The 14,392-nt window shown below is 69.1% G+C and carries 9 protein-coding genes and 2 pseudogenes; 6 read left to right on the top strand and 5 right to left on the bottom strand.

Annotated elements, in window-relative coordinates:
• The first annotated feature begins 1 nt into the window (after position 1).
• The 3 genes from eboE (at position 2) to ACFVYL_RS01355 (ending at position 3,748) form a co-directional block, all read left to right on the top strand.
• A complete protein-coding gene (eboE, locus tag ACFVYL_RS01365) occupies positions 2-1,171 on the top strand; it encodes a metabolite traffic protein EboE (protein ID WP_389712218.1) in 1,170 nt (389 codons plus the stop codon).
• Complete coding sequence (locus ACFVYL_RS01360) at positions 1,168-2,544, top strand: alkaline phosphatase family protein (protein ID WP_389712217.1); 1,377 nt, start codon at positions 1,168-1,170, stop codon at positions 2,542-2,544. The genes eboE and ACFVYL_RS01360 overlap by 4 nt, the downstream gene beginning before the upstream one ends.
• A 148-nt stretch (positions 2,545-2,692) precedes the next feature.
• Positions 2,693-3,748, top strand: coding sequence for a sugar phosphate isomerase/epimerase family protein (locus ACFVYL_RS01355; RefSeq protein ID WP_389712216.1), 1,056 nt, complete (start codon positions 2,693-2,695; stop codon positions 3,746-3,748).
• Between the two features lie 74 nt (positions 3,749-3,822).
• Here the strand turns inward: ACFVYL_RS01355 and ACFVYL_RS01350 are convergent, their stop codons facing one another.
• The 5 genes and pseudogenes from ACFVYL_RS01350 to ACFVYL_RS01330 form a co-directional block, all read right to left on the bottom strand.
• Entirely contained in the window at positions 3,823-5,202 is a 1,380-nt protein-coding gene (locus tag ACFVYL_RS01350; RefSeq protein WP_389712215.1) for an OFA family MFS transporter, read from the bottom strand.
• A 142-nt stretch (positions 5,203-5,344) separates the two neighbouring features.
• Positions 5,345-6,013, bottom strand: a pseudogene (locus ACFVYL_RS01345) (MFS transporter); the annotation flags it as partial.
• Between the two features lie 123 nt (positions 6,014-6,136).
• Positions 6,137-8,293 carry an acetate--CoA ligase family protein gene (locus ACFVYL_RS01340; protein ID WP_389712214.1) on the bottom strand — a complete coding sequence of 719 codons (2,157 nt, stop codon included), beginning with the start codon at positions 8,291-8,293 and terminating at the stop codon, positions 6,137-6,139.
• Positions 8,294-9,520 (bottom strand): formyl-CoA transferase, encoded by a 1,227-nt coding sequence (gene frc / locus ACFVYL_RS01335; protein ID WP_389712213.1) that lies wholly within the window; start codon positions 9,518-9,520, stop codon positions 8,294-8,296. It lies immediately after the preceding gene.
• 15 nt (positions 9,521-9,535) lie between these two features.
• Positions 9,536-11,236, bottom strand: a complete 1,701-nt coding sequence (locus ACFVYL_RS01330) for a thiamine pyrophosphate-binding protein (protein ID WP_389712212.1) — start codon at positions 11,234-11,236, stop codon at positions 9,536-9,538.
• A gap of 199 nt (positions 11,237-11,435) precedes the next feature.
• Here ACFVYL_RS01330 and ACFVYL_RS01325 point away from each other — a divergent pair, with 199 nt between their 5' ends.
• The 3 genes and pseudogenes from ACFVYL_RS01325 to ACFVYL_RS01315 all read left to right on the top strand — a co-directional run bounded on the left by ACFVYL_RS01325 (position 11,436) and on the right by ACFVYL_RS01315 (position 14,376).
• Positions 11,436-11,885: an ATP-grasp domain-containing protein gene (locus ACFVYL_RS01325; RefSeq protein WP_389712211.1), complete on the top strand. Its 450-nt coding sequence runs from the start codon at positions 11,436-11,438 to the stop codon at positions 11,883-11,885.
• A gap of 9 nt (positions 11,886-11,894) precedes the next feature.
• Positions 11,895-12,752, top strand: coding sequence for a succinate--CoA ligase subunit alpha (locus tag ACFVYL_RS01320; protein ID WP_389712210.1), 858 nt, complete (start codon positions 11,895-11,897; stop codon positions 12,750-12,752).
• A gap of 45 nt (positions 12,753-12,797) precedes the next feature.
• Positions 12,798-14,376, top strand: a pseudogene (locus ACFVYL_RS01315) (aldehyde dehydrogenase family protein).
• The last annotated feature ends 16 nt before the right edge of the window (positions 14,377-14,392 follow it).

Here is a 14,392-nt window from a genome sequence, read left to right as displayed (position 1 = left end):
CATGCGCTTCCGGCACCCCGACGGTTCCACCGTCCACCTCGCCTACTGCACGAACGTCCACCCGGCCGAGACCCTCGACGGCGTCCTCGCCCAGCTCCGCGACCACTGCGAGCCCGTGCGCAAACGGCTCGGCAGGGACCGCATCGGCATCGGGCTGTGGCTCGCCAGGGACGCAGCCCATGCCCTGGTCACTGACCCGGCCGCGCTGCGCGGCCTGCGCGCCGAACTCGACAGGCGCGGCCTCGAAGTCGTCACTCTCAACGGCTTCCCCTATGAGGGGTTCGGCGCCGAACAGGTCAAGTACCGCGTGTACAAGCCGGACTGGACCGACCCGGAACGTCTGAGCCACACCACCGATCTGGCCCGGCTGCTCGCCGCCCTGCTCCCCGACGATGTCACCGAAGGCACCATCTCCACCCTTCCGCTCGCCTGGCGCGCCCCGTTCGACGCCACCCACGCCGAGACCGCCCGCACGGCCCTGACCACGCTCGCCCAGCGCCTCGACGCCCTCACCGAGCTCACCGGACGGTCGATCCGCATCGGCCTCGAACCCGAACCCGGCTGCACCGTCGAGACGACCGCCGACGCCATCTCCCCTCTCACCGCGGTCGGCCACGACCGCATCGGCGTCTGTGTCGACACCTGCCATCTCGCCACCTCCTTCGAGGACCCGACGACCGCACTCGACGCCCTCGCCGTCGCGGGCGTCCCCGTCGTCAAGTCGCAGCTGTCCGCCGCGCTCCATGCCGAACACCCCCATCTCCCCGAGGTACGCGAAGCACTGGCGGCCTTCGACGAACCCCGCTTCCTCCACCAGACCCGCACCCTGACCACCGCGGGCCTGCGCGGCACCGACGACCTCGGCGACGCCCTCACCGCCGGCACGCTGCCCGACACGGCACCCTGGCGCGCCCACTTCCACGTCCCCCTGCACGCGGCCCCCGCCGCGCCCCTCACCTCCACGCTTCCCGTGCTCCAGGACGTCCTGGCCCGGCTCGTCGGCGGACCCACCCCGCTGACCCGTCATCTAGAGGTCGAGACCTACACCTGGCAGGCCCTCCCGCCCGCACTGCGCCCGCGCGGCCGCTCCCAGCTCGCCGAGGGCATCGCCGCCGAACTCGCCCTCGCCCGCGACCTCCTGACCGACCTCGGCCTCAAGGAACTGCCATGACCCCGACCCCCCTGTTGGTCCTGGACGTCGTCGGCCTCACCCCGCGCCTCCTCGACCACATGCCGCACCTCAAAGCGCTCGGCCAGTCCGGGTCCCGAGCACCGCTCGGCACTGTCCTGCCCGCCGTCACCTGCGTCGCCCAGTCCACCTTCCTCACGGGCACCACCCCCGCCGAACACGGCATCGTCGGCAATGGCTGGTACTTCCGCGAGCTCGGCGACGTACTTCTGTGGCGGCAGCACAACGGCCTCGTCTCCGGCGACAAGCTGTGGGACGCCGCCCGCCGTGCCCACCCCGGCTACACCGTCGCCAACATCTGCTGGTGGTACGCCATGGGCGCCGACACCGACTTCACCATCACCCCCCGCCCCGTGTACTACGCCGACGGCCGCAAAGAACCCGACTGCTACACCCGGCCACCGGCCCTCCACGACGAACTCACCGAGAAGCTCGGCACCTTCCCCCTCTTCCACTTCTGGGGACCCGGCGCCGACATCGTGTCCAGCCGCTGGATCGTGGACGCCACCCGGCACGTCATCGATACCCGCCACCCCGACCTGGCCCTGTGCTACCTCCCTCATCTCGACTACGACCTGCAGCGCTTCGGCCCCGACGACCCGCGCTCCTTCCGGGCGGCCGCCGACCTGGACGCGACCATCGCCCCGCTCCTCGACGACGTGAAGGCCGAGGGACGGACCGTCGTCGCCCTCTCCGAGTACGGCATCACCCGGGTGAGCCGGTCCGTCGACATCAACCGGGTCCTGCGCCGCGCCGGCCTCCTTGAGGTGCACACCCAGGACGGCATGGAGTACCTCGACCCGATGGCGTCCCGCGCCTTCGCCGTCGCCGACCACCAGATCGCCCACGTCTACGTCCGCCGCCCGGAAGACCTCGAGGCAACCCGCGCCGCCCTTGAGGACGTTCCCGGCATCGAGCAACTCCTCGACGACGAAGGCAAGAAGGCACACCACCTGGACCACCCGCGCTCCGGCGAACTCGTCGCCCTCGCGGAGCCGGACGCCTGGTTCACGTACTACTACTGGCTCGACGACGCCCGCACGCCCGACTTCGCGCAGCTCGTCGAGATCCACCGCAAACCCGGCTACGACCCCGTCGAGCTCTTCATGGACCCCGAGGACCCCTACGTCCGCGTCAAGGCCGCGGGCGCGTTGGCCCGCAAGAAGCTCGGCATGCGCTACCGCATGGCGGTCGTGCCGCTGGACCCGTCACCTATTCGCGGCAGCCATGGCCGCCTCCCCACGAGCGAGGACGAAAGTCCGCTCATTCTGTGCTCCACCCCCCGCGCCGTCAGCGGCCGCGTCGCGGCCACCGATGTGAAATCACTCCTGCTCGACCTTGCGGGCCTGCGCTGATGTCTGCCTGCCCGCGTCGCTGAATCTGCTTGATCTCCACTGAACCAGACAGCTCGGGCCCTGCCATCAGGGTCCGACCCCCAGCGATCCCTGATCCGTTCTTCGAACCCATCCCTGACGCGCCCCTGACCCTGCCGAGGAGAACCACATGAGCCACCAGGCATCCGCCACCGATCCCGAACTCGCCCGCAGACTCAGCCGACGCGGCATGCTCGGCGTGGCAGCCGGGGCCACCGCCGCGGCGCTCGTGGGCGCCGTCGCCCCGACGGCCGCCGCCGCACCCGCCACGGGACGCGGCCACGGCAAGGGGCATCCGGTCCTGCCGCCGGGCCGGCTCGGCATCCAGCTCTACAGCCTGCGCGACGGAATCTCGACGGTCGGATTCGCGCCGGTCTTCGCCGAGTTGGAGAAGTACGGGTACGACGAGGTCGAGTTCGCCGGGTACACCCAGGGCTCGGCAGGCGCCATCACCCTCGCGCAGCTCAAGGCGCTGGCCCGGGACCACGGACTGCACCCCATCGGCTCGCACGTCGGCTATTACGACGACAACAATCCCAACGCCTACACGTTCGCGCAGAACCTCACCAAGGTTCTCGACGACGCCGAGGCCCTCGGGCTGAAGCACATCGGCACCGCGTCTGGCCCCTTCCGTTACGGCGCCACCGTCGACGCCTGGAAGCGTGCGGCGGAGGACTTCAACACGTACGGCGAAGCGGCCCGCAAGCGCGGCATGAAGTTCTACCAGCACAACCATGCCGAGGAGTTCTCCTTCGCCACCGACAAGCCGGAAGTGCGGCTCTACGACGTACTGCTCGCCGAGACAGACCCCGACTTCGTGTACCTGGAGATGGACATCTACTGGGCGTTCAGCGCCCAGTTCCGGTTCGGCAAACGCCCCGACGGCACCCCCGCGCCCTTCGAACCGCTCGACTACGTGCTCAAGCAGCCGAACCGCTACCCGCTGTTCCACGTCAAGGACGGCATCCGCGACGAGAACGCCCACGACGGCTACCGCATGACGGACGTCGGTGACGGCGACATCGACTACAAGAAGTTCCTGTCGAAGGTGACCTCCCGCACCCACCACGGCCGCCGCTACCACCACTGGCAGACCGAGCACGACAACCCGGCCGAGTCCTACGCCTTCGCCCGCAAGTCCAGCGAGCACCTGCACTCGCTGCGCTCCGGGCGCTGCGGCGACTGACCGTACGGCAGCACGGACGGGGCCCCTCCGCCCGACGGCGGAAGGGCCCCATCCGGAGGTGACCGAAGCGGACGCTAGACCAGGGCTTCACGCGCGCGTGGCGCCCCCGGTTGGCGCAGCAGCAAGGAGAGGCCTGCCGCGACCAACGAGACCACCCCTGCGGTCGTATAGGCGCCGACGTAACCCCAGGAGTCCACGACCATCGCCCCCACGCCGCCCCCGAACAGCCCGGACACCAGCTTCGCGCTGTACACCATGCCGTAGTTGGAGGCGTTGTTGTTCTCTCCGAAGTAGTCCGGCACCAGCGCCGCGAACAGGGGATAGAACGCGCCGCCGGCGAAGCCGGACAGGAACGCGAAGACGAGGAACAGCGGCTGATTGCGGATCTCGCCCGCCCACAGCACCCCGAACTGCGCCACCGCGAGCGCCAGACAGACGTACGTCAGGGTTTGCTGCCTGCCCATGCGGTCCGAGAGCCAGCCCACCACGCCGCGTCCCGTGCCGTTGATCACCGACATCACGCCCATCGACGAAGCCGCGATGAGCGGGCCGAAGCCCATCTCCTTCGCGAACGGCACCTGGAACGAGATTCCGAAGATCGACACTCCCGCGCAGCACAGCATGCCCACCCACATCAGGGGGATCACTCCGGTGCGCAGTGCCTCTCCAGGAGTGAACTGACGGGCCGCCGGAGGGTTCTTGGCCAGCGCTACCGCCGTACGGGGATCCCCGTCGAGGCGCAGCGGATCCACCGAGGCCGGCCACCAGTTCTTCGGGGGGTCCTTGAAGAACAGGCCCGCCACCAGGGTCACGGCCAGCACGTAGAAGCCGACGAGATCCAGCACCGTCCGGTAGTTGGATGTGTCGAAGCCGTACGAGAACAGGAAGATGAACGGCACCGCTCCGTAGGCGAATCCGCCGTTGACGAAGCCCGTCTTGCCGCCGCGCCGCTCCGGATACCACTTGCCGACCATGTTCACGCAGGTCGAGTAGATCAGTCCCGACCCGACGCCGCCGAGCAGACCGAAGCCGGCCATCGCCACCGCCACGTTCGGCGCGTGACTGAGGCTGACGAAGCCGAGCAGCGACAGGACCGATCCCGTGAGCATCGCCGCCCTGCTGGTCAGAATGCCCTTCTCGCGCAGCTTGCCCGCGGGGAAGGAGACCCCGGCCTGGAAGAAGATCCAGACGCTGAGTACCCAGAACGTGTTCGACGACGTCCAGTGGTGCGCGGCGGACAGGGTGTCCTCGGCCGCTCCGAAGGCGTACTCGAAGACGCTGATGGCGAGCATGGCCGCCCACGGCAGCGCCACCATCGTCCAGCGGGGACGGCCGAGGATCTCCCGGTCGCTCTCGCCGATGCGGTAGACGCGACCGCGCGCGTCCGTGAGCTCTCTGTACGGTGCGTCGCGATCGGCCGACGCGTGGGGACCGGCGATGGATTCCGCCGTCATATCAAGCCATCTCCTCACCGAGGGGCTGTGGATTGGGGTTGATGTCCTTGGGTTTCGGCCTGCCGGGTTGCGACAGGAACAGTGCGATGAATCCTGCGAACAGGGAGATCGAACCGGCCAGGGCGAATGCCCCGGTGTGGCCCCAGTTCTTCGGCGGATCCTGGAAGAAATGGCCGGCCGTGGCGACCATCGTCGCGAGGAGAAGGCCGACGGACACCAGGACCCAGCGGAAATTCGTGAGGTCCATATAGTCGGTGAAGAGAAAGATGAACGGCACCGAGCCGTAGGCGAATCCGCCGTTGACGAACCCGGTCTTGCCGCCCTTCCTCTCCGGATACCACTTGCCGACCATGTTCACGCAGGTCGCGTAGACCATGCCGGCACCGATACCGCTGAACATGCCGAAACCGATATAGGCGACGACCACGTACGGCGCGAAAGCCAGTGACAGATAGCCCAGAAGCGTGCCGAGTGCACCGAGCCTCATCGCCCAGCGTGCGGGGAGCTTTCCGCTCTCGCGGAGCTTGCCGGCCGGGAAGGCCACCGCGGCCTGGAAGAACACCCAGACGCCCAGCATCCAGAAGATGTGCCGGCCGCTCCACTGGTGAGCGGTGTGCAAAGTGTCCTCGGCGGAGGCGAAAGCGTACTCGGCCGAGCTGATGCCCATCATGCCCACCCACGGCAGGATGACCATCCACTTGCGCTTGCGCCCCATGATGTCGATGTCGGTCTCGCCGACCCGGTACATCCGGCCGTTGGCGTCCCTCACCTCCCTGTACGGGACGGTCGTTGGTATGTCAGTCGTCGTCATCTCGCTCAGCACCCCTTGCGTCGGAAAGATCCTGGCCAGCGCCCCCTGTCCCATCCCTTCCGTGTGCGCACGGGATCCGGGGCCGGCCGGCGCGCCCTGCGGGCCGGCCCCGAACCGGTCACCTCATCGACCGCCCCCCAGCAGCCCGGCCGCCCGCGCCCAGCGGTACTTCGCGCCGAGCGCGGCGACCGGCTTCTCGGTCGTGTAGGGGTATGCCACGACCCCGCGCTCGAAGAGGTACTGACAGGCCTCCTCCACCTCGACATCGCCCGCCAGTGACGCCACCACGGGCTTCTCGACGCCGCGGGCACGGAGCTCCGCGACCACGCGCGCCGTCAGTTCGGCGAAGACCATGGGAGGGGTGACGATCGTGTGCCAGTAGCCGAGCACGAGGGCGTGGATGCGCGGGTCCTCCAGGCCGAGCCTGATGGTCGCCTCGTACGTCGAGGGAGGCTCGCCACCGGTGATGTCCACGGGGTTGCCCGCGGCCCCGAAGGGCGGGATGAACGCCTTGAAGGCCGCGTCCAGGTCATCGGGGATGTCCATCAGCTTCAGACCGTTGTCGGTGACGGCGTCCGAGAGCAGCACGCCCGAGCCGCCGGCGCCCGTGATGATGACGATGTCGTCGCCCTTGGGAGTGGGCAGGACCGGCAACGCGCGCGCGTACTCGAGCATTTCGTTGAGCCCGGGCGCACGGATCACCCCTGCCTGCCGGAGGATGTCGTCGTACACGGCGTCGTTGCCCGCGAGCGCGCCTGTGTGGGACCCGGCGGCCTTGGCGCCCGCCGCGGTGCGCCCGGCCTTCAGGACCACGACGGGCTTCTTGGGCACGGTCGCCCGTGCGGCTTCCACGAAGGCCCGGCCGTCCTTGAGGTCCTCCAGGTGCATGGCGATGCACTGGGTGTTGGGGTCCTCGCCGAACCAGGTCAGAAGGTCGTCCTCGTCCAGGTCCGACTTGTTGCCGAGGCCGACGATCGCGGAAACACCCGTCTTCGTAGTGCGTGCGAAGCCGAGGATGGCCATCCCGATGCCGCCCGACTGGCTCGTCAGGGCGACGGGGCCCTTCACGTCGTACGGGGTGCAGAACGTGGCGCAGAGGTCCTGCCACGTCGAGTAGTAGCCGTAGATGTTGGGACCGAGGAGGCGCACGCCGTGCCGTTCGCCGATGGCCACGATCTCGTCCTGGAGGGCGTGTTCGCCGGTCTCCGCGAACCCGGAGGGGATGAGGACCGCGTTGGGTATGCCCTTGCGGCCCACCTCCTTCAGGGCCGACGCGACGAACCTGGCGGGGACCGCGAAGACCGCCACATCCACCTCGCCGGGAACGTCCGTGACACTCTTGTACGCCTTGCGGCCCAGGATGTCATCGGCCTTGGGGTTCACCGGATGGATCTCTCCGGAGAAGCCGCCGTCGATGAGGTTGCGCATCACCGAATTGCCGATCTTTCCCGGCTCGTTGGAGGCGCCTATGACGGCGACCGAGCGCGGCTGCATGAGCCGGCGCATGGAGGCGAGTATCTGCACGCGTGTGTAGGTGCGCCGTGGCTTGGGGGCGTCTTCGGAGAGGATGATCCGGATGTCCGCCGCGAGCGCGCTCCGGGGTGTGGCGATGACCGGGTTGAGGTCGACCTCGGCGATCTCCGGAAAGTCGGTGACCAGCTCGGAGACCCGGCGGATCTGCTCCGCGAGGGCTCGTCTGTCCACCGGCTCCGCACCGCGCACCCCACGCAGGATTTCCGCGGCCCTGATCGAGTCGAGCATCGAAGCGGCCTCGTCGGCGTCCACGGGCGCCAGGCGGAACGTGACGTCCCCCAGGACCTCCACGAGCACACCGCCGAGCCCGAACGCGACGATCTTGCCGAATGTCGGGTCGGTCACCGCTCCGACGATGACTTCCTGGGCCGAGGGGCCGCCCGGAAGCAGCTCCTGGATCTGGACGCCCGCGATGCGGGCCCGGGGGGCGTACGCGCGGGCGTTCGCCACGATCCGGTGGAAGGCCGTCCGTACGTCGGCGGAGCCCTCCACGCCGACCACCACGCCCCCCGCGTCGGTCTTGTGCAGGATGTCCGGAGAGACGATTTTCATGACGACCGGTCCGTCGAACCGGGCCGCGTGGGACACGGCCTCGTCGACGTCGGTGGCGAGTTCCTCGCCCGGTACGGCGATTCCGTAGGCGTCCGCGAGTACCTTGCCCTCGGGGGCGGTGAGCGCCGTACGGCCCTCGGCGCGCACCGCGTCCAGGAGGGCGCGCACCGTCCGCAGTCGGTCTTCGGCCCTCACTCAGATCACCCCGTCCGACTTGAGCAGGCGCAATTCCTCGTCGCCGAGGCCGAGCTCGCCGAACACCTCTTCGTTGTGCTCTCCGAGCAGCGGCGAACTGACCATGTCCACGGGGGAGTCGGAGAGTTTGAGCGGGGAGCCGACGGTGGTGAAGCTCCCGCGCTCGGGGTGCGGGACCTCGACCACCATCTCGTTGGCCACGAGGGAGGCGTCCTCGATGATCTCCTTGGTGGAGAGGATCGGGCCGCAGGGGATGTTGTGGGCGTTGAGCTGTTCCAGGACGTCCCACTTCGGCAGCGTCGAGGACCACTCCTCGATGAGCTGGAACATCTTGCCGAGCTTGGGGAGCCGCGCCTCCGGAGTCGCCCAGTCGGGGTCGTCGGCAAGCTCCGGGCGTCCGATGAGCTCCGTGATCGGCTGCCAGCCCACGGGCTGCACGACGACGTACACATAGTCGTTCGGGCCGCCGGGCGCGCACCTGACGGCCCACCCGGGCTGGCCCCCGCCGGACGCGTTGCCGGAGCGCGGGACGTCGTCCCCGAAGTCCTCGTTGGGGTACTCCGCGAGCGGCCCGTGCGCCAGCCGCTGCTGGTCGCGGAGCTTGACGCGGCACAGGTTCAGCACGGCGTGCTGCATCGCCACGTTCACGCGCTGGCCCCGACCGGTGTTCTCCCGTTGGAAGAGAGCGGCGAGGATGCCCGCGACGGCGTGGATGCCGGTTCCGGAGTCCCCGATCTGGGCGCCCGTGGCGAGGGGCGGGCCTTCCTCGAAGCCGGTGGTCGACATGGCGCCGCCCATGGCCTGGGCGACCACTTCGTAGGCCTTGAAGTTGGTGTAGGGGCCGTCTCCGAAGCCCTTGATCGAGGCGTAGACGATGCGCGGATTGATCTCCCGGATGCGGTCCCAGGTGAAGCCCATGCGGTCCACGGCGCCGGGCCCGAAGTTCTCCACCATCACATCGGATCGCCGGATCAGTTCCGTCAGGAGCTCCTTGCCGCGCTCGGTCTTGGTGTTGAGGGTGATGCTCCGCTTGTTGCAGTTGAGCATCGTGAAGTACAGCGAGTCGACGTCGGGCAGGTCGCGCAGCTGTTTGCGCGTGATGTCCCCGGAGGGTGCTTCCACCTTCACCACGTCCGCGCCGAGCCAGGCGAGCAGCTGGGTGGCCGAGGGGCCGGACTGGACGTGCGTCATGTCGAGGACGCGAATGCCTTCAAGAGCCTTGCTCATGGCCGTCGGGGCTCCTCACTTGTACATGGTCTGGTTCATGGTTCCGGGGGCGTACGCGTCGGGGTCGACCCACACGTTGATCAGCGAGGGCTTGCCGGACTCGCGGGCGCGGCGCAGCGCGGGGGCGATGTCGGCGGGGTCGCGGACCTCTTCGCCGTGCCCGCCGAGCATCCGGGCGAACTGGTCGTAGGGGACATCGCCCAGGGTGTTGCCGACGCGCTCGCGCTCCTGCCCGTACTTGGCCTTCTGGCCGTAACGGATCTGGTTCATCGAGGAGTTGTTGCCGACGATCCCGACGAAGGGAAGGTCGTAGCGCACCAGCGTTTCGAAGTCCCAACCGGTGAGACTGAAGGCGCCGTCTCCGAAGAGGGCCACCACTTCCTTGTCGGGCCGGGCCTGCTTGGCAGCGAGCACGAAGGGGATGCCCACGCCGAGTGTGCCGAGGGGGCCCGGGTCCATCCAGTGGCCCGGAGACCTGGGCTGAACGACCTGGCCCGAGAAGGTGACGATGTCGCCGCCGTCGCCGATGTAGACGGAGTCTTCGGTAAGGAAGTCGTTGATTTCGCTCACGAGTCGGTATGGGTGGATGGGGGAGGCGTCGGACTTCAGGCTCGGCAGGCGCTTCTCGATCGCGCTCTGCTCGGCGGCGCGCAGCTCGTCGATCCACTCCTTGCGTCGGGCGGCGCCGCCGTTGCCGTATCCAGGGAATGCGTGTCCGGAGGCGGCCTCGGTGACCGACTTGAGGATGAGTCCGGCGTCTCCGACGATGCCGAGGTCGATGTCGCGGTTCTTGCCGACGGTGCGGTAGTCGAGGTCGATCTGGACGACGGTGGCGTTCGGTGAGAGCCGCTTTCCGTATCCCATGCGGAAGTCGAAGGGCGTGCCCACGATGACGATGAGGTCGGCGTTGGAGAAGGCGTAGCGCCGCGAGAGCTGGAAGTGGTGCGGGTCTCCGGGCGGGAGCGTGCCGCGGCCCGCGCCGTTCATGTAGGCGGGCACGTTGAGGGCGCGCACGAGCTCGACGGCAGCCTCGGTGCCTCGGGTCGTCCAGACCTGGCTGCCGAGCAGGATCGCGGGCTTCTCCGCGTGGACGAGGAGGTCGGCGAGTTTCTCGACGGCTTCGGGGTCGCCGGCCGAGCGGGTCGAGGCGCGGTATCGGCCGGCCTCGGGGACCCGTGCCCTGTCGGCCGGCACCTTGGCGTCGAGCACATCGCGGGGGATCTCCAGGAAGGAGGGGCCCGGTGCGCCGTGGTAGCACTCGCGGAACGCCATGGACACCATGTCGGCCGCACGCGCCGTGTCGGGCACCGTCGCGGCGAACTTGGTGATCGGCGTCATCATGTCGACGTGCGGCAGGTCCTGGAGCGAGCCCATCTTGTGCTGTGTGTGGGCCCCTTGGCCGCCGATCAGGAGCATGGGGGACTCCGCACGGAAGGCGTTCGCGACGCCGGTGACGGCATCGGTCGTGCCGGGGCCCGCGGTCACCACCGCACAGCCCGGCTTGCCCGTGATGCGGGCGTAGCCGTCGGCCGCGTGGGCGGCGACCTGCTCGTGGCGCACGTCGACGACATCGATGCCCTCGTCGACGCAGCCGTCATAGATGTCGATGATGTGGCCGCCGCAGAGGGTGTAGATGACCTCCACGCCCTCCGCTTTGAGTGCCTTGGCGACCAGATGTCCACCGGAGATGTCGTTCTGGCTGTTGTCGTCGGGCATGGCGAAGTCCTGTCCCTTCGTAGGGGAGTTGGAGTGCGCTCGCAGCTCTCGGGGCGCCCTCCCAGTAGATTGCATACAGTCGACGAATACTGTATGAAGCTTGTTATCCCGCATTTGGCGGGTGGTGTCCAGGGGGCGTGCGGCAGTTTTCGGGGGTCTGGGGGCCGCATCCGGACAGACACAGTGGTCAGGAGCCGAAATGGATCTTTTCGAGCACCTGGCAAGGCAACTCTTCGAAGAGCACGGCATCTTGGTGCCGCGTGCCGAGGTAGCGGCACGTCAGATCCTCGGCGTGGACATCAAGGGCCACACCGTGCGCGCGGTGATGAAGGCCCAACCCGTCGAGATCGCAGTCGAGTTCTACGTCTCCTATGTGCTGGACCGCACGGCCGGATGCTTCCTCGCGATCGCCTCCGCCGAGGGCGGCATGGACATCGAGGACGTCGCGGCGAGCCGCCCCGAAGCGGTGGCACGTCTCCCGATCGCCCCGGCGGAAGGGGCCACACGGGCGAAGGCCGCCGATATCGCCGCCGCCGCGGGCCTCCCGCCCGAAACGGCCGACACGCTGGTCAGACTCTGGAGCGTGCTGGTCCGCGAGGATGCCCTCCTCGTCGAGGTCAACCCGCTCGTCCGCACCGCCCAGGGGTAGATCGTCGCCTTGGACGGAAAGGTCACACTCGACGACAACGCCCGGTTCCGTCAGGGACGGTGGGGCGCCGATCAGGAGACGCACGACGAGGAACTGGAAGCGGCAGCCGCCGCCAAGGGCCTCAACTACGTGAAGCTCGACGGTGAGGTCGGCGTCATCGGCAACGGTGCCGGACTCGTCATGTCGACGCTCGACGTGGTCGCGGGCTGCGGCGCCCGGCCCGCCAACTTCCTCGACATCGGAGGCGGCGCCTCCGCCGACGTCATGGCGGACGGGCTGACCGTCATCCTCATCACCGAAGGCGTCCCCGTCCACGACTCCGTCGGCTTCCTCTCCTACGCGAAGGAGCGCGGCACCCGCGTCATCGGCCCCAACTGCCCCGGCCTGGTCACCCCCGGACAGTCCAACGCGGGCATCATCCCCGCCGACATCACCAAGCCGGGCCGCGTCGGCCTGGTCTCGAAGTCCGGCACGCTCACCTACCAGCTCATGTACGAGCTGCGCGACATCGGCTTCTCCACCTGTGTGGGCATCGGGGGCGACCCCGTCGTCGGCACCACCCACATCGATTGTCTGGGCGCCTTCGAGGACGACTCCGGCACCGAATTCATCGTTCTCATCGGCGAGATCGGCGGCGACGCCGAGGAACGTGCCGCCGCGTACATCAAGACGTCCGTCACCAAGCCCGTCGTGGCCTACATCGCCGGATTCACCGCCCCCGAAGGCAAGACGATGGGCCACGCCGGCGCGATCGTCTCCGGTTCCTCGGGCACCGCGCACGCCAAGAAGGCGGCCCTGGAGGCCGTCGGCGTACGCGTGGGCGACACCTCCACCGAGACGGCACGGCTCGTGCTCGACCTCCTCTGATGCCCCTCCCCGCCCCGACCGTGCACCGTGAGCGGAGACAACCGGATGACACCCCTGAGCACCGTCCCCGACCTGCGCGCCACCCCTGACGCGATCGTCCCCAAGGCAGGAACCGCCTGGGCCGACGCCTGGCACCGCTGCCTCGCCGTCGCCCCCCAGGCCTTCCGCGACGACCGTGTCCTGAACCTGTGGAACGGCACGTGGCAGGCCGACGGACGGACCCTGCCGGCCACCAGCCCCGTTGACGGCACCCCTGTCGCGGGCCCACCCCGGCTCGACGCCACCACCGCCCGCCGGGCCGTGCGTGCCGCGCTCGACCAGCACCGCGCCTGGCGCCATATCCCCCTGACCGGGAGGCGCGCCCGCGTCGCCGCGACACTCGATTCCCTCACTCGGCACCGGGAGTTGCTCGCGCTGCTGCTCGTCTGGGAGATCGGCAAGCCCTGGCGCGTGGCCACGGCAGATGTCGACCGGGCCATCGACGGCGTGCGCTGGTACGTCGACGGCATCGAGCCGATGGTCGACGGCAGGGCCCCGCTGGACGGCCCGATATCCAACATCGCGAGCTGGAACTACCCGATGAGCGTGCTCGTTCACACCATGCTGGTACAGGCACTGGCAGGGAACGCGGTCATCGCCAAGACCCCGACCGACGGCGGCGTCGCCTGCCTCACCATGGCCTGCGCACTCGCCGCCCGCGAGGGGCTTCCCGTCACCCTCGTCAGCGGCAGCGGCGGGGAGCTGTCCGAAGCTCTCGTGCGCGCCCGAGATCGGCTGCGTCTCCTTCGTCGGCGGCTGTGGCACGGGCGCAGCGGTGGCCACGGCAGTAGCCGACCTCGGCAAGCGGCACATCCTCGAACAGGAAGGACTGAACACCTGGGGCATCTGGAACCACAGCGACTGGGACGCGCTCGCCGCGCTCGTCCCAAAGCTCTTCGACTACGGTAAGCAGCGCTGCACCGCGTACCCGCGCTTCGTCGTCCAGCGCTCTCTCTTCGACGAGTTCCTCGCCGCCTACCTCCCGGCGGTCCGTACCGTACGCGTCGGGCATCCGCTCGCCGTCGCGCACCCCGAAGACCCGTTCCCCGAGCTCGACTTCGGACCGCTGATCAACGCGGCCAAGGCCAAGGAGCTCGCGGACCAGGTCGCCGAGGCCGTCGACCGGGGCGCCGTCCCGCTGTACCGCGGCGCGCCTGCCGCGGGACGCTTCCTGCCGGGCCAGGACACGGACGCGTACCTCCACCCCGTCACCCTCCTCAACCCGCCGCCGTCCTCACCGCTGCACCACGCGGAGCCGTTCGGCCCCGTCGACACGGTCGTCCTGGTCGACACCGAGGCGGAGCTGCTCGCCGCCATGAACGCGTCGAACGGCGCGCTCGTCGCCACGCTCTCCACCGACGACCCCGACACGTACGAACGCCTCGCACCCCAGATCCGCGCCTTCAAGACCGGCCGTGGCAAGCCGCGCTCGCGCGGTGACCGGGAGGAGCTGTTCGGTGGGTTCGGCGGGTCCTGGCGCGATGCGTTCGTGGGCGGCGAGCTGCTGGTGCGTGCCGTCACCCGCGGTTCGGCGGAAGAGGAGCCGCAACCGGGAAATTTCCCGAGCCGCCACCGCATGGTGTGACGGCCGACTGACGCGA

Origin of the sequence: Streptomyces sp. NPDC058308, from assembly GCF_042880275.1 — a bacterium.
In the GTDB taxonomy this organism is placed as follows: Bacteria; Actinomycetota; Actinomycetes; order Streptomycetales; family Streptomycetaceae; genus Streptomyces.
Note: the sequence above shows the minus strand (reverse complement) of the source record. Positions and strands in the feature narration are given on the sequence as shown.

What these genes read in the sequence shown, in the direction of transcription:
- eboE (WP_389712218.1), top strand. Translation starts at nt 2, where the DNA reads ATGCGCTTCCGGCACCCCGACGGTTCCACCGTCCACCTCGCCTACTGC.
- ACFVYL_RS01360 (WP_389712217.1), top strand. Translation starts at nt 1,168, where the DNA reads ATGACCCCGACCCCCCTGTTGGTCCTGGACGTCGTCGGCCTCACCCCG.
- ACFVYL_RS01355 (WP_389712216.1), top strand. Translation starts at nt 2,693, where the DNA reads ATGAGCCACCAGGCATCCGCCACCGATCCCGAACTCGCCCGCAGACTC.
- ACFVYL_RS01350 (WP_389712215.1), bottom strand. Translation starts at nt 5,202, where the DNA reads ATGACGGCGGAATCCATCGCCGGTCCCCACGCGTCGGCCGATCGCGAC.
- frc (WP_389712213.1), bottom strand. Translation starts at nt 9,520, where the DNA reads ATGAGCAAGGCTCTTGAAGGCATTCGCGTCCTCGACATGACGCACGTC.
- ACFVYL_RS01330 (WP_389712212.1), bottom strand. Translation starts at nt 11,236, where the DNA reads ATGCCCGACGACAACAGCCAGAACGACATCTCCGGTGGACATCTGGTC.
- ACFVYL_RS01325 (WP_389712211.1), top strand. Translation starts at nt 11,436, where the DNA reads ATGGATCTTTTCGAGCACCTGGCAAGGCAACTCTTCGAAGAGCACGGC.